Here is a 22,611-nt window from a genome sequence, read left to right as displayed (position 1 = left end):
GTGCCTGCTCCGGGTTCGAGGATTGTGATGCAAGAGATTTCAACGAAGCCTTATCTGCTGCGCGCGCTGTACGAGTGGTGCACCGATAACGGTTACACGCCGCATATCGCGGTGAGGGTCGACAACTCGACGCGCGTGCCGCGTCAGTTCGTGCGTGACGGCGAGATCGTGCTCAACATCAGCTTCGAGGCGACGAGCCAGCTGCAGATGGGCAACGAGTGGATCGAGTTCACTGCCCGGTTCTCCGGGAAGGCGCACAAGATCGAGATTCCAGTGGCCAACGTGCTCGCGATCTACGCGCGGGAGAACGGTCAGGGGATGGCGTTCCAGGTCGATGCGGTGGCCGGTGAGGCAGAGGATTCGGGGGCATTCGAAGACGATGCCGCGCAGGCCGACGATGGCGCGTCCCGCGACGAGGCTTCGTCCACGTTGACGCCCGTCTCGGACAGCGGCACGAACGAGGAACCGTCCGAAGGCGCGGACGAACCGCCGAAATCTGACGGAGATGGATCGAAAGGCAGCAACAGACCTCGCCTCAAGATCGTGAAATGAGGTAGAATCTCGCGCTTAACGCCGGCTTAGCTCATCTGGTAGAGCAGTTGATTTGTAATCATCAGGTGGCGGGTTCGAGTCCTGCAGCCGGCACCATATCCAGCAAGGGGTTACGCGATGTTTGCGTAGCCCCTTCGCGTTTCCAATACCCCCTCTCGTTTCCAATGCGCATCAGCGGGACGGTTTAACCGGCCGTGCGCCGCGACGTATCGCGCCGTCATGCTTGGTCCGCTGTGTCCTGCCAGGCGCTGCCCGGCCTCCAATCCTTCGTCGATCGTCTTGTGTGTCACGCCGCGCGCGCGGAGATCGCGGAACTGAAATTTCGCCTTGTCGATGCCGGCCAGCTCACGCGCCTTGTCGAAGCGCGAACGCAGCATGCCCTTTGTGAGTGGATAGCCTTCCTCGTCGCGCAACAGGTAGGGCGATACGTCGACCTTCGAACCACGCCAGGCGAGCAGCCGTTCGATCAGCGCCGCGAGGTCGCCCGTGATTTGCACTGTAACGAATGCGCCCGTCTTCTGCGTTCGGAAGATGAGGTTCTGTGGACGACTTGGATAGCTTTGAGTCGGAGCTGACGTCGCTGATGACGAAGAATGGTGTTCCGTCGGGAGACGTTGCTGAGCAAATTGAACGCCGTCGGGAGCTACTTGTCGAACGCGAGCAAAAGCGGGAGGATGAAAATTACAATCCCGTGCAGTCCGTATCGCCACGGCAGAGCGCTACAGATCAAATTCGTTCCATGTTTGCAGGCTTGGCGTCTGAATAGAGCGCTCTAAACGCGACGGTCACATCGCAAGCGCTGCGTTGCTGATTAGCTTCTCTTTCCGGATTGCTTGAGTCACGATACGGGGCCTCGCGGCCACGCTTCTGTGTTGCTCTGAACGTTCGTTAGCCCGGCGAGCCACCGTCGTATCCGAAACCGTTCGACGGCACGGGCACGGGCACGGGCAGTCCCATGGCCTTCCGAAGCCGCAAGAGGTTGGCGGCGACCGCCGCCTTGCTGCCACCGACCGTCGGCGTTTTATGCAGCTCGCGCCATTGTTCGGTCACCTGGCCGGGCGGCAGGTCGAAGCGCTTCAGCCAGGCTTCGGTCGCCACCGTGGTGTTCAGTAGCGGGGCGGTACTGTCGAGCGTTCCGCGCTGGAGAATGTCCATGTCCTCAGCGATGATCGGGCGCAGCGCTGCGTTGAGCAGGACGTACGCGGGTGGCGGCAGCGGCGACTTGCCAGGTCCGTCCGAAATGCCGGATTGGGGCGCGGCACCTGCTTGGATGATCAAACCATCAGTGCCTAACGGTTGCCGAATGAACCAGTCGGGAGGCAACGTCCATGAGGTCGGTCCGCCGGCCGCGCACACGAGGTCCGCATTCAGGGCAACGATCCAATCCACGGTTTTGATCTTGCCGACCAATCTCACCGTGCTGTAACCCATGGGATCGCCAACGTCGATTCCCGGCCCGTACCGACGAGCGAAGAAATACTCCGTCGCCTCGTTTGCTTCTTGCTCCATTGGCGGCAGGTTCACCCCAAAACCGGCATGCCCGTAAACCGTCGGGAGAGTTTCACAGAACGCAGCGAACAACGCCTGGAATACCCCCGGCCGGTGTTCGAGGAACGGCCGGGGGAAAGTGAAGTCAAGCACGTCCAGATTGCCGGAGAGTGCCGCTCCGGCGTGCGGTCCACGTGGTCGTGCGCTGCGTGCGCGAGGCCGATGGAACGCATCGCAACCGCATGGCTTATCCGGCCGATTCGCGATGAGTCGGTGACGCCAAAAAACAGTCGGCGAGGTCCGCGAATACGACGGCGTTGATCGGTCCGAAACCGGGGCGCGATCGAGCAAAGAGGCCCCGCAGCCCGCGCCGTTGCACCCCCGTTTTGCTGTCATGCGCGCGTCACGATGCGCCCCTAAGGTTGCACGTTCCCGTGGCAGCGCGAACGCGGCTGACGGGGATGCGCATCCCGCCCACGACGCCGTGCCCGCGTCGCGCGCGGCCCCCCGGATCTCGCTCCCGGCGACGCATCGACCATGTACCGCACCATTCCATTCGAAAACACGATCGACGTTGGTTCGAATCGAATCGCACCCGATCAGGAGACACGGACCATGTTGAGTCCACATGAATTTTCGATGCTGCTGCGCATTGCGCGCTCGCCGGACAGCGTCGACCCGACGAATCCGGCCTTCGCCGTGCTCGTCGAAAAGCGGCTCGTCGACGATACGCAGGTGCGCGTGAGTGCCGTCGCCGCACGCCCGGCGCTGACACCGATCGGCCAACAGTTGCTTGCCCGCTTCGACGAAGCGGCTTGAGGGAACGGAGCGGAACGGCAGACGAGCGTCACGCCTTCGCCGCGGCGAAGGTCGTGACGCATTGAACGCGCGGGAAGCCGCTTACTGCGCGACCGGCACGGTCACGTCCGAGCCGAACCAGTGCATCGAGATCTTCTTCAACGTGCCTTCCTTGCGCAGCGAATCGAGCGCGTCGTTGATCGCCTTCTCGAACTTCGGATTGCCCTTGCGGAACGGGATCGCCATCTCCTGCTTGCCGCCGTTCAGCACCGCGCCCGCGCGCAGCGGCAGGTTCGAGGTCTTGATCATGTACGGCAGCATCAGGCGGTCGTCGAGCGTCGCCTCGATCCGGCCGGCGGCGAGGTCGCGCAGTTTTTCCGGCGCGCCCGGATACGTCTGCACTTCGATGCCGGGCACGGTGCGTGCCATCTGGTCGTAGTTGGTGCCGAGCGTCACGCCGAGCTTCTTGCCCTTGAAATCGTCGAGCGACTTGAAGTTGCGCGTGTCGTCCTTGCGCTGGATCAGTTGCGCGGCCGAGTACGTGTACGGCTCGCTGAAGTCGAGTACTTCCTTGCGCTGCGGCGTGATCGTGACCTGATTCACGATCACGTCGAACTTCCCGGCTTGCAGCCCCGCGATGATGCCGCTCCATTCAGTCGGAATGAACTGCGTCTTCACGCCGAGCTTGCCGGCGACCGCGTTCGCGATGTCGACGTCGAAGCCCTCGAGCTGGCCGGACGTGCCGCGCGAGTTGAACGGCGGATACGTGCCTTCGAGGCCGACGCGCAGCACGCCGGCTTTCTTCACCGAATCGAGCAGGTCTTCAGCATGGGCGGCGATGGCGGTGAAACCGAGCGCCGACGCGAGTAGCAGGCCCGACAACAGGAACTTCGAACGTTTCATCGCAGATCTCCAAGGGTTCAGTGTAGTAGTCGAGCGCCGGGCATCGGTCGTGCCCGGCTGGGCCGGAATACGGGCATGTAGACACTACTCGCAACCGGCGCGTACCGGAAGTCGAGGTGGCCCTGATTGCAATCGATTTCAGCAGACGGTGGGGTAGCGGCGCAGCGTGACGGCGCGCCGGCACGGATCGCTCGGCGGGCGACGAAGGCGGACGCTTCCCATCGGAGCCAACCCCGCGTGCTCGGAATTGGCATAATCACGACTCGCTGACGCGAGCGCCGCGACGCAGGCACCTCCGTGCAGCTGCCACATCGCCGTTCCCGCGCATTGACTCCAGTCCAGTTACAACCGCACCACCCATGTCGATCACCCGTGCGACCACCGCGTCGCTGCAACACATTCTCGAGCACCCCGGCGACTTCTCCGGTTGGCTCTGCCTGCCGCCGATGCCATGGACGCTCGATACAGAGGGCGCATTCATCGACGACGCTGACGACGCCGACGACGCCGAAGCCGCCACGCCACCTGCCACCGCACCACAACCGGGCTGGCGCATCACGCTGAATAGCGCGACGATCGAGGACATCGTGATCAACGCACATGACCAGGTCGACGAGCCGACCGTCGCGCAACTGTTCGACGCCTTCGTGTTCTACGTCGACAACGACGCGTTCATTCTGCTCTGACGACGCGCGTCAAGCGCCACAGTAAAAAAGGACCGCCGGGCGGTCCTTTCTTCATGAAGCATCGATGTCCGAACGAAGCGCGCCTCAAGGCAGCGAAATCGTCAAATTCGCCGACTCCGGGCCGACCTTGATGATCTGCGAGTAAGGCGCCAACGCCTGCAGCGTCTTGTCCTTCAGATACGTATTGAGCCCGAGATACCCGAGCAGGGCGACGAGCGCGAACACCGCACCAATCGCCCAAATCGGCACTTCGCGCTTCAGCCGGTGCGCGATCTGATCGGGCAGCGGCCAATGCGGCGCAAACGCGGCGCGTTTGCCCTTCATGTGCGCGATCTCGTCGCCCAGCCGCGCGGTCAGATACGCGAGCTTCTCCGGCCCTTCGAGCAGGTACTTGCCCTGGAACCCCAGCAGCAGGCACATGTGAAACACTTCGAGCGACTGCAGCCGCGCCGCGCCCTGCGCGCGACATTCCTCGAGATACTGGAAGAACTTCTCGCCCGCGAGCTGCTCGCCGAACAGCACGAGCTGCAGCGGCCGGCGCTCCCAGTCCGCACGGATCTTGAACTGCGACGACAGCACCATCTCGTCGATGGCCGCGCAGAACGCGAATTTCGCGCCGTACACGTCCTCGGCGGGGATGTTCAGCTTCTTCGCGCCGCGCTCGAAATCCGACAGGAACTCCTGGATCCGCGTGCTGAATTCGCTGGCGCTGTCCGGCTCCCGCTTGTTCTTGAGCAGGAACAGCATGAAGAACCCGTCGTACAGCAAATCGAGCAGCGAGCGGGCCTGGAACGCGACGTCCGTCGACGCCGGCGTATGCAGGGAAGGCGGCGCGTTGTCGCCGAACAGGGAAGGCGCGTAGCTCATGATGTGACCGCGATCAGTTCGAATTTCAGGTCATTGATGCCGGTCGGCGCGTAGATCATCGCGGACTGGGCCTGCAACATGCGCTCGTACAGCGGGCTGCGCGAATCGAGCGAGAAATAGCACGCGCCCGGCCGCACGGGGATCGCAGGCGGCACCTGCGGCGTGTACGACAGCCGCACGCCCGGCATGGCCGACAGCACGAGCTTGTCGACATCGTCGGGCGCGCCGACCTTGAAGCGGGCGGGCACCGCATCGATGAGCTCGACGTTCGGCATGTCCGCGGACACGGCCAGATAGAACTCGGTCTTGTCATCGATCTTGCCCGAATCGAGGCGGCCGAGATGGAACGACGGGCGCACTTCGTCGAGCGTGATCGCGAAGTAGCGCGTCGAAATCACGGTGTCGAGCAGCTCGCGCAGCATCTGGTCGAGACGCGCGAAGTTCGGGCCCGGATCCTCGTGCCGGTAGACGGGCAGATCGGTGAGCGTGTAGCCCTTCGAGAAGGTCATCAACTGGCCGGCGAGGCGCAGCAGTTCCTGGAACAGCCGCTCGGGATGCAGCGCCGCGTGCTGATGCAGGTGCGCGAGCGTCGCGAACGCGGCGTTCGCGGTGTGCAGCAGCCAGAACGACGCGATGTCGCCGGAGCGGAACTCGATGATGTTCTTCGACGGCTCGCGATGAAAACCGTACAGCGCATTGACCTTGGCCTGCAGCGCATCGATCAGCTGACGCAGCCGCTGATGCAGGATCGGCGATGCGTCGATCGCGAGGCACGGCGGCACGAAGCTGTCGTCGATCTCGAAGCCGGACGTCGCGGTGCGGCGCACGCGCACGAGCGGCACCGACAGCAACTGGTCGCGCGGCTCGCTATGCGCGATCAGCTTGACCTGCGTCTTCAGGAACGTGATGTCGGCTTCGGCGGCGTCGGTGAAGTTGTCGGCGACGCTCGCCTGCTCGCTGACGAAGCGCGTCATGAAGCCGGCGGCCGGATCGTCGCTGTAGTTGGTGCCGTTCTCGCGCAGCGGGTGCAGCGCGAGGTAGAACACGAACTCGTTCATGCCGTCGGGCAGCGTGTCGAGCGCGATCGGCGGCGGCAGGTCGTCGGCCTGCGGCGCGGCATACAGCGCGCCGTCCGGGAACACGAGCGCGAGCTCGGCCACGCGCAGCACGTTGCTGCCGAGCGCATCGCGGTCGATGCGCACCGAGCGCACGCCCCAGTTGTACGGCTGGATCGCCTGGATGGATTCGAACAGGCGCGCCTCGTGGTACGCGTCCTGCCGCTGAAAGTGTTGAGGCCGGAGGAACAGCCCTTCCCCCCAAAGCACCTTGGCCGAATAACTCATGTCAAATCCGGTTAATGTGGCGTTGCGACGTAATCGATTCGTTCCTGCCCGAATTAATCGCCCATTTGTTAACTATTGTTAATTGACATTCGTGCGTCACGTTTAACCGCAGGTGACCGACGAAAGCAAATTCAGCGGTTGCGAAGGCGCACCCTGTTGCGGGGCGATGACAGAGCCGTCGGTGACCGTCATCGCGCAATTATGCAGGCCGATGATTATGCCGGATTTCTCCGACTTCACCGGATCGAATGTCAATTTCCATCGCTGGAGTGCGGGATCGCGGAACAATGCGACGATACCGAAGGCCTGCGCTTCGCGCGATATCTTTTCGGTTGCCGTATAGCGCTGGCCCGGAATCAGCGTGATTTCGCGCACGTTCAGCAGATCGGCACCCAATGCGGCCTTTTCCTTGGCCGGATCGGTAAATGCGTCGAACGGCGCCTGCTGGAACGAGGTCGGATCCTTCAGCGCGTAAAGCCGCACGACCAGGGCGAGCGGCTTGTGGTCGTTCGCGGCGTTGAGGTTGGGCGCGGCCGCCAGCGTGAGGCCGACGTTGCGCGGCGGTTTCTGCGCGTCGGGCACGTCGGACTTGCCGATGCCGGCCGCCTGCATTACCGCGCTCGCGGCCGAGCCGAGCAACGGAGCAGCCGCACATCCGGCCAGGAGTGCGCAGGCAATCAGCGGCAGCGCATAGCGAATCATGGACGATCTCATCGTGTTTCCGGCGTGCCGCCTTTTGCTCCCTGTCAAAACTGACGGGTATTTCCGCGTTGTCGCGAATGCCCCGCTTATCGGCTGTTCAACTATTAAACATGCATGCGCGGCGACGCAATTTCGGAAAATTTTTCCGCCGTCTGCATGTGGCGCCAACGAGTCAGTAAAACTTGCGCATTCCCGGTCGAAACGAAAGCCCGCGAGAGGCCGTTGCCACAAGCGTTTCGAGGAGGTGGCGCATGGATTTAAAAGGAATTACTCTGCACGCAGCGATTGAATTATGAAAAATTGATCGGTACTATACCCGCGCGCTTCTTGCAAAGCAAAAGAACCAGATTCTCAACGATTTTAATACTCACGCGCCGGTGGATATAACGATGAAAGACCGTCTCTTCGCAAAACTGTCTGGGGTAGTGCTGGCCTGCGGCGTGATTGCCGGTTGTGCGAACCAGCCGCCGGCGCCGCCGACTGCCGAGGTGTTCAACAAGTCGCTGGCCGATGCGGACGCCGTTGCGAAGTCGGGGGACCAGGACAAGGCGCTCGGCCTGTACCAGCAGCTCGCGAAGTCGGATCCGACGCGCGAGGAGCCGTGGTCGCGCATCGCGCAGATCCAGTTTGCCCAGAACCACTATGGCCAGGCGATCGTCGCCGCGCAGGAAGCGCTGCAGCGCGATGCGACCGACCGTCAGGCGAAGAGCGTGCTCGCCGTCGCGGGCCTGCGGATCGCGACGCAATCGCTCGGCGAACTGCGTCAGGATGCGTCGCTGGCCGGCGATGCGAAGTCGGATGCGCAGGCGCTCGCGAAGCAGCTGCGCGACACGCTGGGCGAGTCGGCACTGTTCCCGCCGGAGCAACGGGCCGTGAAGGCGCGTACGGCGCGCCGCGTGATTCATCGTCCGAAGGCCGGCGCCGCAGCGGCAACCGAGGCCGCCGCCGCTACCACCACCGCACCGGCGACGTCGGGCAACGCCGCACCGCAGAAGGGTGGCGCCGACCCGTTCAGCGCGCTTCGCTGATCGATTGACGCGACAAAACCACAACTAACCTGGGAGCCGTCGAGATGGCCAAGAAAGAAAGCATTCAGAAAAGCTTGCAGAAAATACGGCCGCCGCGCGTCCAGCTGACCTACGAGGTCGAGAAGGGCGATGCGATCGAGGTGAAGGAACTGCCGTTCGTCGTCGGGGTCGTCGGCGATCTGGCGGGCCAGTCGGAAGTCGAGCAGCCGAAGCTGCGCGACCGCAAGTTCGTCAACATCGACCGTGACAACTTCGACGACGTGATGAAGGCGATCGAGCCGCGCGCGGCGTTTCAGGTGGAAAACCGCCTGAGCCCGGAAGGCGGCAAGTTTGCGGTCGACCTGAAGTTCCGTTCGCTGTCGGATTTCAGCCCGGACGAAGTCGTCGAGCAGGTCGAGCCGCTGCGCCGCCTGCTCGACGCGCGCTCGAAGCTCGCCGATCTGCGTAACAAGCTCGCCGGCAACGACAAGCTCGAGGATCTGCTGTCGGAGGTGCTGAAGAACACGCAGCAGCTGCAGGAGCTCGCGAAGGGCACGGGCGGCGACAAAGACGGCGAATGACGACGGAGTGTTGAGATGAACCAGCAAACGGCTGCGGCCCAAGCGAGCGGCGCGGAATACGCCGCCGGGACTTCGCTGCTCGACGACATCGTCGAGAAGAGCAAGGTCGCGAAATCCGATTCCGAGCATGCACGCGCGAAGGACCTGATCGGCGAACTCGTGCACCAGGTGCTCGACGGCACGGTGATCGTGTCGGACAACCTGTCGGCGACGATCGACGCGCGCGTCGCGGAGCTCGACCGCCTGATCTCCACGCAACTGTCCGCGGTGATGCACGCGCCGGAATTCCAGCGCCTCGAAAGCACGTGGCGCGGGCTGGACTACCTGGTCAAGGAAAGCAACACCGGCCAGACGATCAAGATCAAGGCGCTGCACGCACCGAAGCGCGACCTCGTGCGCGACTTCAAGGGCGCAAGCGAGTTCGACCAGAGCGCGCTGTTCAAGAAGGTCTACGAAGAGGAATTCGGCACGTTCGGCGGCTCGCCGTTCGGTGCGCTGATCGGCGATTACGAGATCTCGCGCCAGCCGGAAGACATGTACTTCATCGAGCAGATGTCGCACGTCGCCGCGGCCGCGCACGCGCCGTTCATCGCGTCGGCGTCGCCGGAGCTGCTCGGCCTCGAGTCGTTCTCCGACCTCGGCAAGCCGCGCGACCTCGGCAAGGTGTTCGACACGGTCGAATACGCGAAGTGGAAGTCGTTCCGCGATTCGGAAGACTCGCGCTACGTCGGCCTCACGCTGCCGCGCTTCCTCGGCCGCCTGCCGTTCAATCCGAAGGACGGCCAGACCGCGGAGAACTTCAACTTCGTCGAGGACGTCGACGGCACCGAACACGACAAGTACCTGTGGTGCAACGCGGCGTGGGCGTTCGCGGCGCGCCTGACGGCCGCGTTCGACGACTTCGGCTGGTGCGCGGCGATCCGCGGCGTCGAAGGCGGCGGCCTCGTCGAGGACCTGCCGACCCACACGTTCAAGACCGACGACGGTGAAGTCGCGCTGAAGTGCCCGACCGAAATCGCGATCACCGATCGCCGCGAGAAGGAACTGAGCGACCTCGGCTTCATTCCGCTCGTCCATTGCAAGAACTCGGATTACGCCGCGTTTTTCGCCGCGCAATCGGTGCAGAAACCAAAGAAATACAGCACCGACAGCGCAAATGCGAACGCCGTCCTGTCTGCCCAGCTTCAGTACATCTTCTCGGTATCGCGCGTCGCGCACTACCTGAAGGCGATGATGCGGGACAAGATCGGTAGCTTCGCATCGGCGCAAAACGTGGAGACTTTCCTCAACCGGTGGATTTCGCAATACGTCCTGCTCGACGACAACGCCTCGCAGGAACAGAAGGCGCAATTTCCGCTGCGCGAGGCATCCATACAAGTGTCGGAGATTCCGGGCAAGCCGGGCTCGTATCGTTCGGTCGCGTTCCTGCGCCCGCACTTTCAGCTCGACGAACTCTCGATTTCTCTGCGACTTGTCGCTGATCTGCCCAAACCGGCAAATTCATAAGCGAGTAAATCGCCCGGGCGGGCCGCCTGGGTAGGACGTTAAAACCACCTCTTTGGGGAGTCGAAGGGCCATGTTACATATGCACTTGCAGTTTGGTAGTCCCGCGGTGAAGGGCGAATCCGCGGACAAGGACCACCAGGGCTGGATCGAACTGAAATCGTGGGATCACTCGATCGTTCAGCCGCGTTCGGCAACGGCATCGACCGCCGGCGGTCACACGATGACCCGTTGCGAGCACGGCGACATGATCTTCACGAAGGAAATCGATTCGTCGAGCCCGCTGCTGTACCAGCACGCTTCGGGCGGCACCACGTTCGATGAAGTCACGGTCCATTTCTCGCGCGCGGACGGCGAAGGCAAGCGCGTGCAGTATCTGGAAGTGAAGCTCAAGTACGTGATCATCTCGAGCATCGCACCGAGCGTCCGTGAAGAAGGTCTGCCGCTGGAGACGTTCTCGCTGAAGTACGCAGCCGTGCAGTGGAAGCAGACCCAGCAGAAGATCGGCGGCAACCAGGGCGGCAACACGCAAGGCGCCTGGAGCCTGACGAAGAACGACAAGACCTACGCGGTCTAAGGTCGGTTGCGGCAACGGGGCGCTCGGCGTCCCGTTGCCGTTTTCGCTGTGCGCACCGACCGATGAAACGATTCGAACCGAGTTTTCTCGACAAGCTGTTCGACGACGAACCGCACCTGCCGGCCTCGGCAGCGATGCGGCAATTGTCGCTGGACGAGCTGAAGAACACGGTCGCCCGCGACGTCGAGGCGATCCTCAACACCCGTATCGCGCACACCGAAATCGAGCTGGCCGCGCTGCCGGAATGCCAGAAGTCGGTGCTGACCTACGGGCTGAACGATTTCGCGGGGCTGAGCCTCGCGAGTCACTACGACCGCGCGTTCATCTGCAAGTCGATCCAGCAGGCCATCGTGCGCCACGAACCGCGGCTGCAGCAGGTGCAGGTGACGTTCGAGATGAACGAGCAGTCGACCAACGCGCTTTACTTCGCGATTCAGGCCCTGCTCGTCGTGCACCCGGCCGAAGAGCCGGTGAATTTCGACGCGATGTTGCAGCCGTCGACGCTGCAGTACTCGGTCACGCGCGCACGCGCGGCAAGAATGCAGTAAATCAAGCCGCCGAGCGGGCCGGACCGCCCGGTGGCAGATCAGGTCCGGCAGGAAATATTGAGGTTCGGGGTCGTCGATGGAAGAATTGCTGCCGTATTACGAGCGCGAATTATCGTTTTTGCGGCGCTATTCGCGAGATTTCGCCGAACGTTATCCGAAGATCGCGGCGCGGCTCGCGTTGTCCGGCGAGCATTGCGAGGATCCGCACGTCGAGCGGATGATCGAGTCGTTCGCGCTGCTCGGCGCGCGGATCAACAAGAAGCTCGACGACGATTACCCGGAATTCACCGAAGCGCTGCTGGAAGTGCTGTATCCGCACTACCTGCGGCCTTTCCCATCGTGCTCGATCGCGCAGTTCACGCCGGCGTCGCCCGGCCAGCAGACCGAACCGGTCGTGATCGCACGCGGCACCGAGCTGAAGAGCCGTCCGATCCGTGGCGTGCAGTGCCGGTTCCGCACCGCGTACGACGTGACGCTCGCGCCGATCCGCATCTCGGAGGCGCGCTACACGCCGGTCGCGCTCGCGCCGAGCGCGACGGTGCTGCCGTCCAACGCGACGGGCGTGATCTCGATCACGTTCGAATCGCTCGCCGCGCAACTCGATCTCGGCGCGCTGAAGCTGTCGACGTTGCGTGCGCACCTGCACGGCGAACAGTCGTTCGTCGCCGCGCTCACCGACTGCCTGTTCGTCAACGTGCTCGGCGCGTATGTCGAGCCCGAGCGCAACGGCCGCTGGACGCCGCTGCGCAAGCTGCCGATCGCTCAGGCCGGCTTCGACGAGCGCGACGCGCTGATCGACTACCCGGCGAAGTCGCATCCCGCGTATCGGCTGCTCACCGAATACTTCGCGTTCCCCGACAAGTTCGATTTCGTCGATTTCGATATCGCGGCGATCGCGCGCGCGTCGGGCCGCTGCCAGCGCGCGACGCTGCATCTCGTGCTGCAGGACGTGCGCAGCGACTCGCACGTCGCGCGGCTGCTCGACCTGCTGACGGCCAGCCATTTCCGCCTGTTCTGCACGCCGATCGTGAACCTGTTCCGCCAGCACGGCGAGCCGATCCGCATCACGCACCGCGCGGTGTCCTATCCGGTGATCGCCGAGGCACGGCGTGCATTCGCGTACGAGGTGTACTCGATCGATTCGGTGAAACTCGTGCGCCAGCAGGCGCACGATGAATCCGTGATCGAATTCCGGCCGTTCTATTCGCTGCATCACGGCGAAGCGGCGCGGATCGGCCATTACTGGTTCGCGCGGCGCAACGACTGGGTCGCGCAGAAGAGCCCCGGCTACGAAACCGAGATCTCGATCGTCGACATCGACTTCGAGCCGACCTCGCCGCAGACCGACACGCTGAGCCTCGACCTCACCTGCACGAACCGCGACCTGCCGGCGATGCTCGCATTCGGCCTCGAAGGCGGCGACCTGTTCCAGGAAGGCGGCGCGCAGACGAGCGGTATCTCGCTGCTGCGGCGGCCGACGCAGAGCGTGCGCTTCGAGCGCGGCCGCGCCGCGCACTGGCGGCTCGTGTCGCACCTCGCGCTGAACCACGTGTCGCTGGTCGCGCACGGGCTCGCGCCGCTCAAGGAAATGCTGACGCTGTACGACCTGCGGCGCACTGCCGTGTCGATGCGCCAGATCGACGGGCTGGTCGGGATCGAGCAGCGCGGCGCCGTGCAATGGCTGCCGGGCAAGCCGTTCGCGACCTTCGTGCGCGGCATCGAGGTGCGTGTGACGATCGACGAGGAGCACTTCGTCGGCGCGAGCCTCGCGTCGTTCGTGCGCGTGCTCGACAGCTTCTTCGGGCTGTACGTGCACCTCAATAGTTTCGTTCAACTAGTCGTGGTGTCGAAGCGCACCGGCGAGGAGATCATCCGATGCAAGCCCCGAACCGGCGAATCGATCCTGGCGTAGTCGACGCGCTGCTCGACGAGCCGCACCGCTTCGAGTTCTTCCAGGCGGTGCGCGTGCTCGAAGGACTGTTCGCGCGGCAGGCGTCCGATGCGCCCGGTGCGTGGCGGCAGGGCGACGTCGTCGCGCAGCGCATCGAATTCCGCAACACGCTGTCGCTCGGCTTTCCGCCGAGCGAGATCGAAGGCGCGCGCTCGTTCGACGACGCCGGCACGCTGCTCGATTCGGGCGACGCGCGCGGCGCGGCGCTCGCGGCCGGCGAGCTCGGCCACGTCGAGCTGACGCCCGCATTCTTCGGGCTGCTCGGCGGGCAGGGCGCGCTGCCGCTGCACTACACCGAGCAGATCGTCGCGCGCGAGCACCTGAAGCGCGACCATGCGGCGCGCGCGTTCTTCGACGTGTTCTCGAACCGTGCGACCGCGCTGTTCTACGCGGCGTGGAAGAAATACCGGCTGCCGTTCCACTACGAACTCGATCGCGACGAGCGCTACCTGCCGCTCCTGCTCGCGATCGCGGGCGTGCCGAGCGACGAGGTGCGCGACAGCCTCGCGGCCGGCGCGGGCGGCGTGCTCGACGAGGCCGTTGCCGGCTATGCGCTTGCCGCACGGCACCGGCCGATGTCGGCCGCGTATCTGCAGCGCACGCTGTCCGACTATTTCCGCGTGCCGGTGGAGATCGACCAGTTCGTCGGCAAGTGGTACGACGTGCCGGCCGACCAGTTGAGCGAGCTGGGCGAGGTCAACGTGGTGCTCGGCGCGACGGCGCTCGTCGGCGAGCGCGTGTGGCAGCGCGACATGCGCGCGCGCATCGTCGTCGGCCCGCTGTCCAAGCGCGATTACGAGGCGTTCCTGCCCGGCGGCGCGAAGGCCAGCGCGCTCGAGCGGATGCTGACGCTGCTCGCCGGCGTCACGCTCGAGTACGAGGTCAAGCTGGTGCTGAAGCGCAGCGAGGTCGGCGCGAGCGTGCTCGGCGCGGGCTCGCGGCTCGGCTGGGATGCGTTCCTGTGCACGCGCGACGCGGCCGAAGACCGCTCGGATGCGCGCTACGAACTGCACGTGATTCACTGATTCCGAACGACAACAAACAAGCAATCGAACCTGAGATCGACGCCATGAGCACGCCTCTGAAGACCCTCATCACGAAACTGAACCCGCTGTGCCGGCACGCGACCGAGCGCGCGGCGAGCGCGTGTCTGGCGCGCGGCCACTACGAGGTCGATCTCGAGCATCTGTTCCTCGCGCTGCTCGACGAAGCGACGGGCGACCTGCCGCTCGCGCTGCGTGCGAGTCGCGTCGATCCGCATGCGCTGCACGCCGATCTCGAGCGCGAACTCACGCGGCTGAAGACGGGCAACACGCGCACGCCGGTGTTCTCCGTCCACCTGATCGCATTGTTCGAGCAGGCGTGGCTGATCGCGTCGCTCGATTCGCAGCTCGGCCGCATCCGTTCCGGCCACCTGCTGCTTGCGTTGCTCACCGCGCCCGATCTCGCGCAGTTCGCGCAGCGGATGTCGTCGCAGTTCGCCGAAATGAACGTGACGGACCTGAAGCACAAGTTCGACGAGATCATGGCCGGTTCGAGCGAAGCCGAGCCGCGTCAGGCGGATGACGAAGGCAGCGACGTCGCAGCCGCTGCCGACGGCGCCGCACCCGCGGCCGGCCCGTCGAAGACCCCCGCGCTCGACACGTACACGACCAACCTCACGCAGCGTGCGCGCGACGGCAAGATCGACCCGGTGATCGGCCGCGAAGCGGAGATCCGCCAGGCGATCGACATCCTGATGCGCCGCCGCCAGAACAACCCGATCATGACCGGCGAGGCCGGCGTCGGCAAAACGGCGGTCGTCGAAGGGCTCGCGCTGCGGATCGCGGCCGACGACGTGCCGCCGCCGTTGCGCGGCGTCGCGCTGCACGTGCTCGACATGGGGCTGCTTCAGGCCGGCGCGAGCGTGAAGGGCGAATTCGAGAACCGGCTGAAGAGCGTGATCGACGAGGTGAAGAAGAGTGCGCACCCGATCATCCTGTTCATCGACGAGGCGCACACGATCATCGGCGCGGGCGGCCAGGCCGGCCAGAACGACGCGGCGAACCTCCTGAAGCCGGCGCTCGCGCGCGGCGAGCTGCGCACGATCGCCGCGACGACGTGGAGCGAATACAAGAAGTACTTCGAGAAGGATGCGGCGCTCGCGCGGCGCTTCCAGGTCGTGAAGGTCGAGGAGCCGAGCGAGCCGCTCGCGGCGGCGATGCTGCGCGGGATGTCGGGCCTGATGGAGAAGCATTTCAACGTGCGGATTCTCGATGACGCGATCACCGAGGCCGTGCGCCTGTCGCACCGCTACATCAGCGGCCGCCAGCTGCCGGACAAGGCAATCAGCGTGCTCGACACCGCCTGCGCGAAGGTCGCGCTCGCGCACAGCGCGACCCCGGCCGCGATCGACGATACGAAGAAGCGCATCGAGCGCATCGATGCGGAAATCGCGTCGCTGGAGCGCGAGGCGGCGGGCGGCGCGGCGCACGACGAGCGGCTCGGCGAGCTGCGCGGCGCGCGCGGCACGGCGCTCGAACAACTGGCGAAGGATGAGGAACGCTACGAAGCCGAGCGCGTGATCGTCGCCGAGATCACCGAACTGCGCGACACGCTCGACAACGCGCGCGGCCCGTCGGAAGACGGCCAGCCGGTCGACGTGCCGGCCACGCGCGACAAGCTCGCGGAACGTGTCGCGGCGCTGCACGCGCTGCAGGGCGGCGAGCCGATGGTGCCGCTGCAGGTCGACGGCCACGTCGTCGCCGAGATCGTCGCCGCGTGGACCGGCATTCCGCTCGGCCGGATGGTGAAGGACGAGATCGACACCGTGCTGAACCTGCGGCCGCTGCTGAGCGCGCGCGTGATCGGCCAGGACCATGCGCTGGAGGCGATTGCGCAGCGCGTGCGCACGGCGACCGCGAACCTCGAGGACCCGAACAAGCCGCGCGGCGTGTTCATGTTCGTCGGGCCGTCGGGTGTCGGCAAGACCGAGACGGCGCTCGCGCTGGCCGACATCCTGTACGGCGGCGAGCGCAAGATGGTCACGATCAACATGAGCGAGTACCAGGAAGCGCACAGCGTGTCGGGCCTGAAGGGTTCGCCGCCGGGCTACGTCGGTTACGGCGAAGGCGGCGTGCTGACCGAGGCCGTGCGCCGCAACCCCTATTCCGTCGTGCTGCTCGACGAAGTCGAGAAGGCGCACCCGGACGTGCTCGAGATGTTCTTCCAGGTGTTCGACAAGGGCACGATGGACGATGCGGAAGGGCGCGAGATCGACTTCCGCAACACGCTGATCATCCTGACGTCGAACGTCGGCTCGGCCGCGGTGATGCAGGCGTGCCTGAACAAGCCGGCCGACGAACTGCCCGATCCGGACGCGCTCGCCGAGACGCTGCGTCCGCAGCTGTACAAGGCGTTCAAGCCGGCGTTCCTCGGCCGGATGAAGGTCGTCCCGTACTATCCGATTTCCGACGACGTGCTGGCCGAGATCATCGAGCTGAAGCTCGACCGGATCCGCCGCCGTATCGAAGCGAACCACAAGGCCGCGTTCGAGTGGGACGAATCGCTCGTCGATGCGGTGCTCGCGCGCTGCACCGAGGTCGATTCGGGCGCCCGCAACGTCGACCATATCCTCAACGGTACGCTGCTGCCGGAGATCGCGGGCCACGTGCTCGGCCGGATCGCCGACGGCGCGGCCATCGCGCGCATCGCGGTGCGCGCGGACGAGGCCGGCGAATTCGCGTACACCGTCGAATGAGCGCGCCCGCGCCAAGCCAAGCCAAGCCAAGCATTGATGAACTGACCGAACCATGCCGATCAATCTCCCCGAGCTGCTGACGCCGATCAGCGATGCGTCGCCCAGCGGCGACGACCTGCTGTTCTCGAACGAATTCGACGCGATCCAGGACGCGCGGCGCTACGACGACCCGACGCTCGACCAGGGCGAATGGGTGACCGAGATCAAGGAGGCCGACTGGGGCTTCGTCGTCGACCATGCGGGCGAGCTGCTGCGCACGCGTACGAAGGACCTGCGGCTCGCCGTGTGGCTGACCGAGGCGCTCGCGCTCGAGGACGGCATCACGGGCCTCACCGAAGGCTATGCGCTGCTGGAAGGGCTGTGCCGCGACTACTGGGACACCGTGCATCCGCTGCCCGAAGGCGACGACGTCGAATACCGGCTCGGCAACGTCGCATGGCTGTCCGGTCGCACGGCCGAGCTGCTGCGCGGCATTCCGGTGACGGAAGGCGCGTCGAACGCGTTCACCACGCTCGACTGGGAAGTTGCGCAGCACGTTGCGCAGGCCGTGAAGCGCGACCCCGAGCATGCGGACGACATCGCGCGCGGCAAGCCGTCGGTCGAGCAGGTCGACGCATCGCGGCGCGTGACGCCGATCGCGTTCTACGCCACGCTGCTCGCGAACCTGAAGGCGTTCGAGTTCGCGCTCGATGCATTCGAGGACCGGCTCGTCGAGCGCGCGGGCGATTCGGCGCCGAGCTTCCGGCAGGCACGCGACGCGTTCGAGATCGTGTACCGGCTCGCCGAGCGCTTTGCGCGCGAGCAGGGCTATACGGGCAGCGCGCCGCACACGCAGGCGACGCCGCACGCGCAGCCCGAGCGTATCGAGCCGAGTTTCGGCGACCCGATCCATACCGAGGACACGCATGTGCAATCGCAGACCGCGCCGCGCGCGCCGGTGACGCAGATGATCGCCGGCATCCAGAACCGGGCGCAGGCCGTCGACCAACTGCGGGCGGTCGCGCGTTACTTCCGTCAGACGGAGCCGCATAGCCCCGTCGCGTATCTCGCCGACAAGGCCGCCGAATGGGCCGACATGCCGCTGCACAAGTGGCTCGAGAGCGTCGTGAAGGACGACGGCTCGCTGTCGCATATCCGCGAGCTGCTCGGGGTGAGGCCCGACGAGCAGTCGTAAACATACGACGGGCACGACGGCCGGCGCATTGCTGCCGCCGCCCGTCGCGTGCCTGCCGCTGCGCTCCGCCATCGGGCGAGCGGCCGGTTTTCCGTTACACCCGTTACTGCCCGACGCGGAACTCGATCCGCCGATTCCTCGCCCGGCCGTCCGCCGTATCGTTCGGCGCAATCGGCTGATCCGGCCCGACGCCCGTCGTCGTCATCTGCTGCGGCTGGATGTTCTTCGTGATCAGATAGCCCTTCACCGCGTCCGCACGCGCCTGGCTCAGCGCGATGTTCGACGTGCGGTTCCCCGAGTTGTCGGTGTGGCCGATGATGTCGACCGTACGGTTCTGCATCTTCGACAACGCGGCCGCCATCTGGTCGAGGATCTGCTTGCCTTGCGGGGTCAGCGTCGCGCTGCCGGTCTCGAACTCGATCGTGCGGTTCGCGAGCGTCTGGTCGAGCACGCCCTGTTCGGACGCCGACACGCGCAGCCCGTTCTTGATCGTGTACGTCGGGTTCAGCGTGTTCGCCATGTCGCTCGCGAGCTGCTGGCGCTGCGCCTCGTTGTGCACCTCGCCCTTCATCTCGATCTGCGTGCCGTTGATCTTCAACTGGCCCTTGCTGATCTGCTTGAGCTGCGCGCCGAGCAGCTTCTGCACGTTCGCGCTCCAGTTCGGCGGTGTCGCGACGTCGCCAACCTCGATCTGGTCGACCACGTTCGCCGCGCCGTAGGTGTCGCGCAGCTTCTGCAGCACGGCGGCCTTGGTCGCCTCGTCGGGCACCTTGCCGCCGGCGACCACCTGGCCGGGCGTCGCATTCGCGGGCGGCGGCGCGACGGTGCCGGCCGTGCCGCGTATCACCGTGCCGGACGCCGTGGCCGGCGCGGCGCCGGCGTTCGTGTTCGCGGCCAGCGCGGCAGCCGCGACGGTGCCGTTGGCGACCGGCGTGACGGTCGCGCCGCCCGTGTTCTGCGCGAAGGCCGCGCCGCTGGCGACGAGGCTGGCGGCAAGCAGCGCGGCAGCGAAGGGCGTGACGCGCGTGCGCGCGACGTGAAGCGTGCGTTGCATCCCGTCAGCCTCCGATGAACGCTTCGCGGAACGCGTCGATGGCGACGCGCAGCGACAGTTGCGGTTGGTCGAGGTAGCTGACGAGCTTGCTGATCCGGTGATCGTTTTGCGCATGGGCGTCGATCCACTCGGGATCGTCGATGTCGATGTTGTGGGCGGCGTAGGTCTGCGGATCGACGACGCTCAGCAGCGTCTTCGACGACGCGCCGTTGAAGCCGATGATCAGCCGTTCGCGCTCGGCGATCGTGCCGATGAAGATCGCGAGTTCGAAGTCGGCCTGCGCGACGAACGGCGCGATCAGCTCGAGCCAGAACGCGGCGACGAGGCTGCGATAGAACGGGTCGACCGGCAGCGGCAGCGTGAGGCCGCGCTCGATGTGCGACGAGCCGCTCTGCATCACGGGGCGCAGCAGCGAGCCGAGCGCCAGCATCGCGCCGCGCAGCCGTACCGGATGACCGCTTTCGAGCAGCATCTGCTGCAGGCCGAACAGCGACTGGTGTTCGACGAAGTCGTTGAAGGTGCCGTCATGCGACGTGCCGGGGCCGCCGACGTCGATCGGCACCTGCGTGTCGCCGAGCGCCTGCAGCGCGCCGGGCGGTTCGTCCTTCGCGAGCAGCGGCGGGATCTGCGCGGCGACGCGCGACCACAGCCGCGCGAACGCGAGCGGGCTGCGCGCGAGGAACGCGAGCGGCCGGTCGACCTCGAGCGCGGTCGCGCCGAGGAACGGGAAGCGGCGCATCGACACGTCGTGGCTCGCGACCATGTGGCCCGCGATCGCGAGCTTGCTGCGCGAGCCGAGGAACGCGAAATGCATCGGCTTCGCATCCTCGTAGACGATCTTCCAGCGCGGATCTTCCGCGAGCAGCTCGAGCGCCTGCGCGATCCAGCGATCGAGCGTCTGCAGCAGCTGCGGATTGTGCGCGCTCTTCACGAAGTCGCCGCGCGACGGAATCTTGCCGAAGTAGGCGATTTGCGCCTGAACGGTTTGCGTCATTGCGCCCCCTGTGCATTCGTTGCGGTGGCGGCCGTGACGGCCGGCGCCGGTGTCGCGGCCGGCGTGCCCGTGCCGGCCTGCGTCGCGTTCTGTGCGGCGCCCGCGCTCGCGTCGGCGACCGACGCCGGCAACTGCAGGCCGCGCAGGCTCTGCTGCTGCGGCTGGTCGCCGCCGCTGCTCGTCGGTTGCGACGTGCTGATGATGCGCATCGTCACCGACACGTTCACGCTGCCCTCGGCCCACGTGAGGTCGAAGGTGCCGTCCGGACGCCGCTTGCGCTGCGCCGAGTTGATCAGCTTCTCGAGACCGTAGCGGCCCGGCTCGTTGACGAGCTGCACCGTGCGGCCGTCGAAGGTCGTCGCGGACAGCGTCGCGCCCGGCGAGCCCTGCGGGTTCGGCCACACGAAGTTCATCCACTGCGGCGGCGTGTTGCGGTAACGCAGTTGCTGGCCGTCGATCGCGATCGTGTATTCCGTCGTGCCGCTGCTCGGCTGCGGCAGGATCTGGAACACGGTCTGCGGCTCGGACGTCGCGGCCGCGCCGCCTGCGGCGCCGCCGGCGAGCGGCGCGACCCAGCGCGCGAAGCCGTTCGTGAAGTCCGGCGTGAGGCCGATGCCCATGTCGCCCCACGTGCGGGCGGCGAGCGTGTCGCCGCGGCGCACCGCGAGCGGGCCCAGCGTCGTGCCGACGAACTTCGCGATCGCGCCGTCCGGACCGAACACCTGCGCGATTTCACCGGCGCCGGCCTCGACCTTCGCGCTCGGCGCGAACGGGTACTTGGTCGCGAGCGAGTTCTGGAACGGCTGGTAGACCTGCGCGTTCCACACCTTGTTGACTTCGGTGCTGGCCGGCTGGATCACCACCGAGAACGCCTGCATCAGCGGCCGCACCAGCAGCGGACGCAGCGACTTGCGTTGCGAATCGGTGAGGCCCGTCAGCATCTGCTCGTCGACGAACTTCAGCGAATCGGCGAGTTCGGAGCCGCTGCCGTCGAGCGTCTGCTGCATCAGCTGGCGCGCGCCGGGGCCGGGGTCGCCCTGATTCTTGATCACGTTGAAGCGCGTACGGACCTTCGACAGCGAATCCATGTAGCCCTTGAGCATCGACGTGCCGTCATGCGTCGCGACGATCCGTGCGAGCCCGATGAACTCCTGGCCGATCGGCCCCATCGGCACCTCGGCCGGATTGCCGTTGATGTCGATGTTCGCGGCCGCCATCTGGCCGGCCTGCGAGCGCGAGAACAGCTGCTTGACCCAGTTCACGACGCCCGTTTGCGCCTTCTTGATCGTCACGTTCGCGAGCGACGGGTTGTCCCACGACGTCTGGTCGTACGCGGTTTCGAGGACCTTGCGGATCGGCGAATCCTGCGGGTCGCCGAGGCGGTTCATCCCGTCGACGGCCTGGCCGAAGCTGCTGAAGCCCTGTACCGCGATGCCCTGCATGAACTTCTGCCAGTGCTGCGCGTACTCGGTCTTGTACATGCCGACGAGCGTCTTCTGGATCTGCTCGGGGCTGCCTTCCAGCGTCAGGTCGTCCTGCGTCGACGTGTTGAGCACCCAGTCCTTCGCCTGCAGTTCCTTGGTTGCGGCATCGCGGATCGCCGGCTGCACGTAGTCGAACCATGCTTCGCGCGTGAACGTGCCCGGAATCGCGTAGCTGCCGGCGATGAGCCCCTGGTTGCCGTCGCCGACGATGCGCGCGATGGTCATCGGCGCGAAGCGGGTCGACGCGCGCGCCTTGATCTCCTCGTAGACGCGCTGGCGGGCCGGCATCCCGCGCACGACGCGGCGCAGGTTCTCGCGGGTCTGGTCGACGAGCGCGAGGTTCGCGTCGATCATCGGCCAGTCGTTGTCGTTCACGCGCGACAGGTAGAACGAGATCATGCGCTCGGCGCTCCTGATCATCTCGTCGCGCGGCATGTTGCCGCGATTCGTCTCGAGCCAGCCGCGCCAGAAGCGCGCGAGCTGGTCGGTCAGATGCGCCTGTTCGACGTGACGCTTGTCGGACAGCATCAGGTAGGTCTTCAGCGCGTTGTATGCGTCCTGCACGTTGGTCGGCGACGCATCGCTGTACAGCCCGCCCTGCGGCGCGGCCGGCTGTTGCTGTGCGGCGTCCGGCGCGGCGGCCGCGGCGGACGCGCCCGG

21 protein-coding genes, 1 tRNA gene and 1 pseudogene are annotated in these 22,611 nt (G+C 65.7%); 14 read left to right on the top strand and 9 right to left on the bottom strand.

Going from position 1 to position 22,611, the window contains the following annotated elements; translation table 11 throughout:
* Positions 1-27: 27 nt before the first annotated feature.
* On the top strand, positions 28-552 hold the full coding sequence (locus tag O1Q03_RS34440) for a ClpXP protease specificity-enhancing factor (RefSeq protein ID WP_269509405.1): 525 nt from the start codon (positions 28-30) through the stop codon (positions 550-552).
* Positions 553-572: 20 nt separating this feature from the next.
* A tRNA-Thr gene (locus tag O1Q03_RS34435) sits at positions 573-648 on the top strand.
* A 14-nt stretch (positions 649-662) separates the two neighbouring features.
* Here O1Q03_RS34435 and O1Q03_RS34430 read toward each other — a convergent pair.
* Positions 663-1,049, bottom strand: coding sequence for a hypothetical protein (locus O1Q03_RS34430; protein WP_269509352.1), 387 nt, complete (start codon positions 1,047-1,049; stop codon positions 663-665).
* 44 nt (positions 1,050-1,093) lie between these two features.
* Between O1Q03_RS34430 and O1Q03_RS34425 the strand changes: the two genes are divergently transcribed.
* Positions 1,094-1,318 carry a hypothetical protein gene (locus tag O1Q03_RS34425; protein WP_269509350.1) on the top strand — a complete coding sequence of 75 codons (225 nt, stop codon included), beginning with the start codon at positions 1,094-1,096 and terminating at the stop codon, positions 1,316-1,318.
* 122 nt (positions 1,319-1,440) lie between these two features.
* Here O1Q03_RS34425 and O1Q03_RS34420 read toward each other — a convergent pair.
* A pseudogene (locus tag O1Q03_RS34420) lies at positions 1,441-2,199 on the bottom strand (type VI immunity family protein); the annotation flags it as partial.
* Positions 2,200-2,655: 456 nt separating this feature from the next.
* On the opposite strand from O1Q03_RS34420, the gene O1Q03_RS34415 reads away from it, so the two are divergent.
* A complete protein-coding gene (locus tag O1Q03_RS34415) occupies positions 2,656-2,859 on the top strand; it encodes a hypothetical protein (protein ID WP_269509348.1) in 204 nt (67 codons plus the stop codon).
* A gap of 81 nt (positions 2,860-2,940) precedes the next feature.
* Here the strand turns inward: O1Q03_RS34415 and O1Q03_RS34410 are convergent, their stop codons facing one another.
* Complete coding sequence (locus O1Q03_RS34410; protein WP_269509346.1) at positions 2,941-3,741, bottom strand: transporter substrate-binding domain-containing protein; 801 nt, start codon at positions 3,739-3,741, stop codon at positions 2,941-2,943.
* Positions 3,742-4,100: 359 nt separating this feature from the next.
* On the opposite strand from O1Q03_RS34410, the gene O1Q03_RS34405 reads away from it, so the two are divergent.
* Positions 4,101-4,427, top strand: coding sequence for a DUF7716 domain-containing protein (locus O1Q03_RS34405; protein WP_269509344.1), 327 nt, complete (start codon positions 4,101-4,103; stop codon positions 4,425-4,427).
* Between the two features lie 84 nt (positions 4,428-4,511).
* Here the strand turns inward: O1Q03_RS34405 and icmH are convergent, their stop codons facing one another.
* The 3 genes from icmH to tssJ all read right to left on the bottom strand — a co-directional run bounded on the left by icmH (position 4,512) and on the right by tssJ (position 7,351).
* Positions 4,512-5,294, bottom strand: a complete 783-nt coding sequence (icmH, locus tag O1Q03_RS34400) for a type IVB secretion system protein IcmH/DotU (RefSeq protein ID WP_269509342.1) — start codon at positions 5,292-5,294, stop codon at positions 4,512-4,514.
* Positions 5,291-6,637, bottom strand: coding sequence for a type VI secretion system baseplate subunit TssK (gene tssK / locus O1Q03_RS34395; protein ID WP_269509339.1), 1,347 nt, complete (start codon positions 6,635-6,637; stop codon positions 5,291-5,293). The genes icmH and tssK overlap by 4 nt, the downstream gene beginning before the upstream one ends.
* Before the next feature lie 102 nt (positions 6,638-6,739).
* Complete coding sequence (gene tssJ / locus O1Q03_RS34390) at positions 6,740-7,351, bottom strand: type VI secretion system lipoprotein TssJ (RefSeq protein ID WP_269509403.1); 612 nt, start codon at positions 7,349-7,351, stop codon at positions 6,740-6,742.
* Between the two features lie 377 nt (positions 7,352-7,728).
* On the opposite strand from tssJ, the gene O1Q03_RS34385 reads away from it, so the two are divergent.
* The 9 genes from O1Q03_RS34385 (at position 7,729) to tssA (ending at position 18,419) form a co-directional block, all read left to right on the top strand.
* Positions 7,729-8,367 (top strand): tetratricopeptide repeat protein, encoded by a 639-nt coding sequence (locus tag O1Q03_RS34385; protein ID WP_269509335.1) that lies wholly within the window; start codon positions 7,729-7,731, stop codon positions 8,365-8,367.
* 44 nt (positions 8,368-8,411) lie between these two features.
* Positions 8,412-8,927, top strand: a complete 516-nt coding sequence (gene tssB / locus O1Q03_RS34380; protein WP_269509333.1) for a type VI secretion system contractile sheath small subunit — start codon at positions 8,412-8,414, stop codon at positions 8,925-8,927.
* A gap of 15 nt (positions 8,928-8,942) precedes the next feature.
* Complete coding sequence (gene tssC / locus O1Q03_RS34375; RefSeq protein ID WP_269509332.1) at positions 8,943-10,433, top strand: type VI secretion system contractile sheath large subunit; 1,491 nt, start codon at positions 8,943-8,945, stop codon at positions 10,431-10,433.
* A 70-nt stretch (positions 10,434-10,503) separates the two neighbouring features.
* Positions 10,504-11,007: an Hcp family type VI secretion system effector gene (locus tag O1Q03_RS34370; RefSeq protein WP_006477093.1), complete on the top strand. Its 504-nt coding sequence runs from the start codon at positions 10,504-10,506 to the stop codon at positions 11,005-11,007.
* A 62-nt stretch (positions 11,008-11,069) separates the two neighbouring features.
* Complete coding sequence (tssE, locus tag O1Q03_RS34365) at positions 11,070-11,555, top strand: type VI secretion system baseplate subunit TssE (RefSeq protein WP_269509329.1); 486 nt, start codon at positions 11,070-11,072, stop codon at positions 11,553-11,555.
* A gap of 76 nt (positions 11,556-11,631) precedes the next feature.
* Positions 11,632-13,467: a type VI secretion system baseplate subunit TssF gene (gene tssF, locus O1Q03_RS34360; protein WP_269509327.1), complete on the top strand. Its 1,836-nt coding sequence runs from the start codon at positions 11,632-11,634 to the stop codon at positions 13,465-13,467.
* A complete protein-coding gene (gene tssG, locus O1Q03_RS34355) occupies positions 13,431-14,531 on the top strand; it encodes a type VI secretion system baseplate subunit TssG (RefSeq protein WP_269509326.1) in 1,101 nt (366 codons plus the stop codon). Before tssF ends, tssG begins: the two co-directional genes overlap by 37 nt.
* A gap of 44 nt (positions 14,532-14,575) precedes the next feature.
* Complete coding sequence (gene tssH / locus O1Q03_RS34350; RefSeq protein WP_269509324.1) at positions 14,576-17,245, top strand: type VI secretion system ATPase TssH; 2,670 nt, start codon at positions 14,576-14,578, stop codon at positions 17,243-17,245.
* A 52-nt stretch (positions 17,246-17,297) separates the two neighbouring features.
* Entirely contained in the window at positions 17,298-18,419 is a 1,122-nt protein-coding gene (gene tssA, locus O1Q03_RS34345) for a type VI secretion system protein TssA (RefSeq protein ID WP_269509322.1), read from the top strand.
* Between the two features lie 103 nt (positions 18,420-18,522).
* On the opposite strand, the gene O1Q03_RS34340 is transcribed toward tssA, so the two are convergent.
* From O1Q03_RS34340 to O1Q03_RS34330, 3 genes are all read right to left on the bottom strand, one after another.
* Positions 18,523-19,473, bottom strand: a complete 951-nt coding sequence (locus tag O1Q03_RS34340; protein ID WP_269509320.1) for an OmpA family protein — start codon at positions 19,471-19,473, stop codon at positions 18,523-18,525.
* Between the two features lie 4 nt (positions 19,474-19,477).
* On the bottom strand, positions 19,478-20,467 hold the full coding sequence (gene tagF / locus O1Q03_RS34335; protein ID WP_269509318.1) for a type VI secretion system-associated protein TagF: 990 nt from the start codon (positions 20,465-20,467) through the stop codon (positions 19,478-19,480).
* On the bottom strand, positions 20,464-22,611 hold a 2,148-nt coding region (locus tag O1Q03_RS34330; protein WP_332112568.1), incomplete at its 5' end, for an ImcF-related family protein. The genes tagF and O1Q03_RS34330, both read right to left, overlap by 4 nt.

This window comes from Burkholderia sp. IMCC1007, assembly GCF_027257875.1.
GTDB lineage: Bacteria > Pseudomonadota > Gammaproteobacteria > Burkholderiales > Burkholderiaceae > Burkholderia.
Note: the sequence above shows the minus strand (reverse complement) of the source record. Positions and strands in the feature narration are given on the sequence as shown.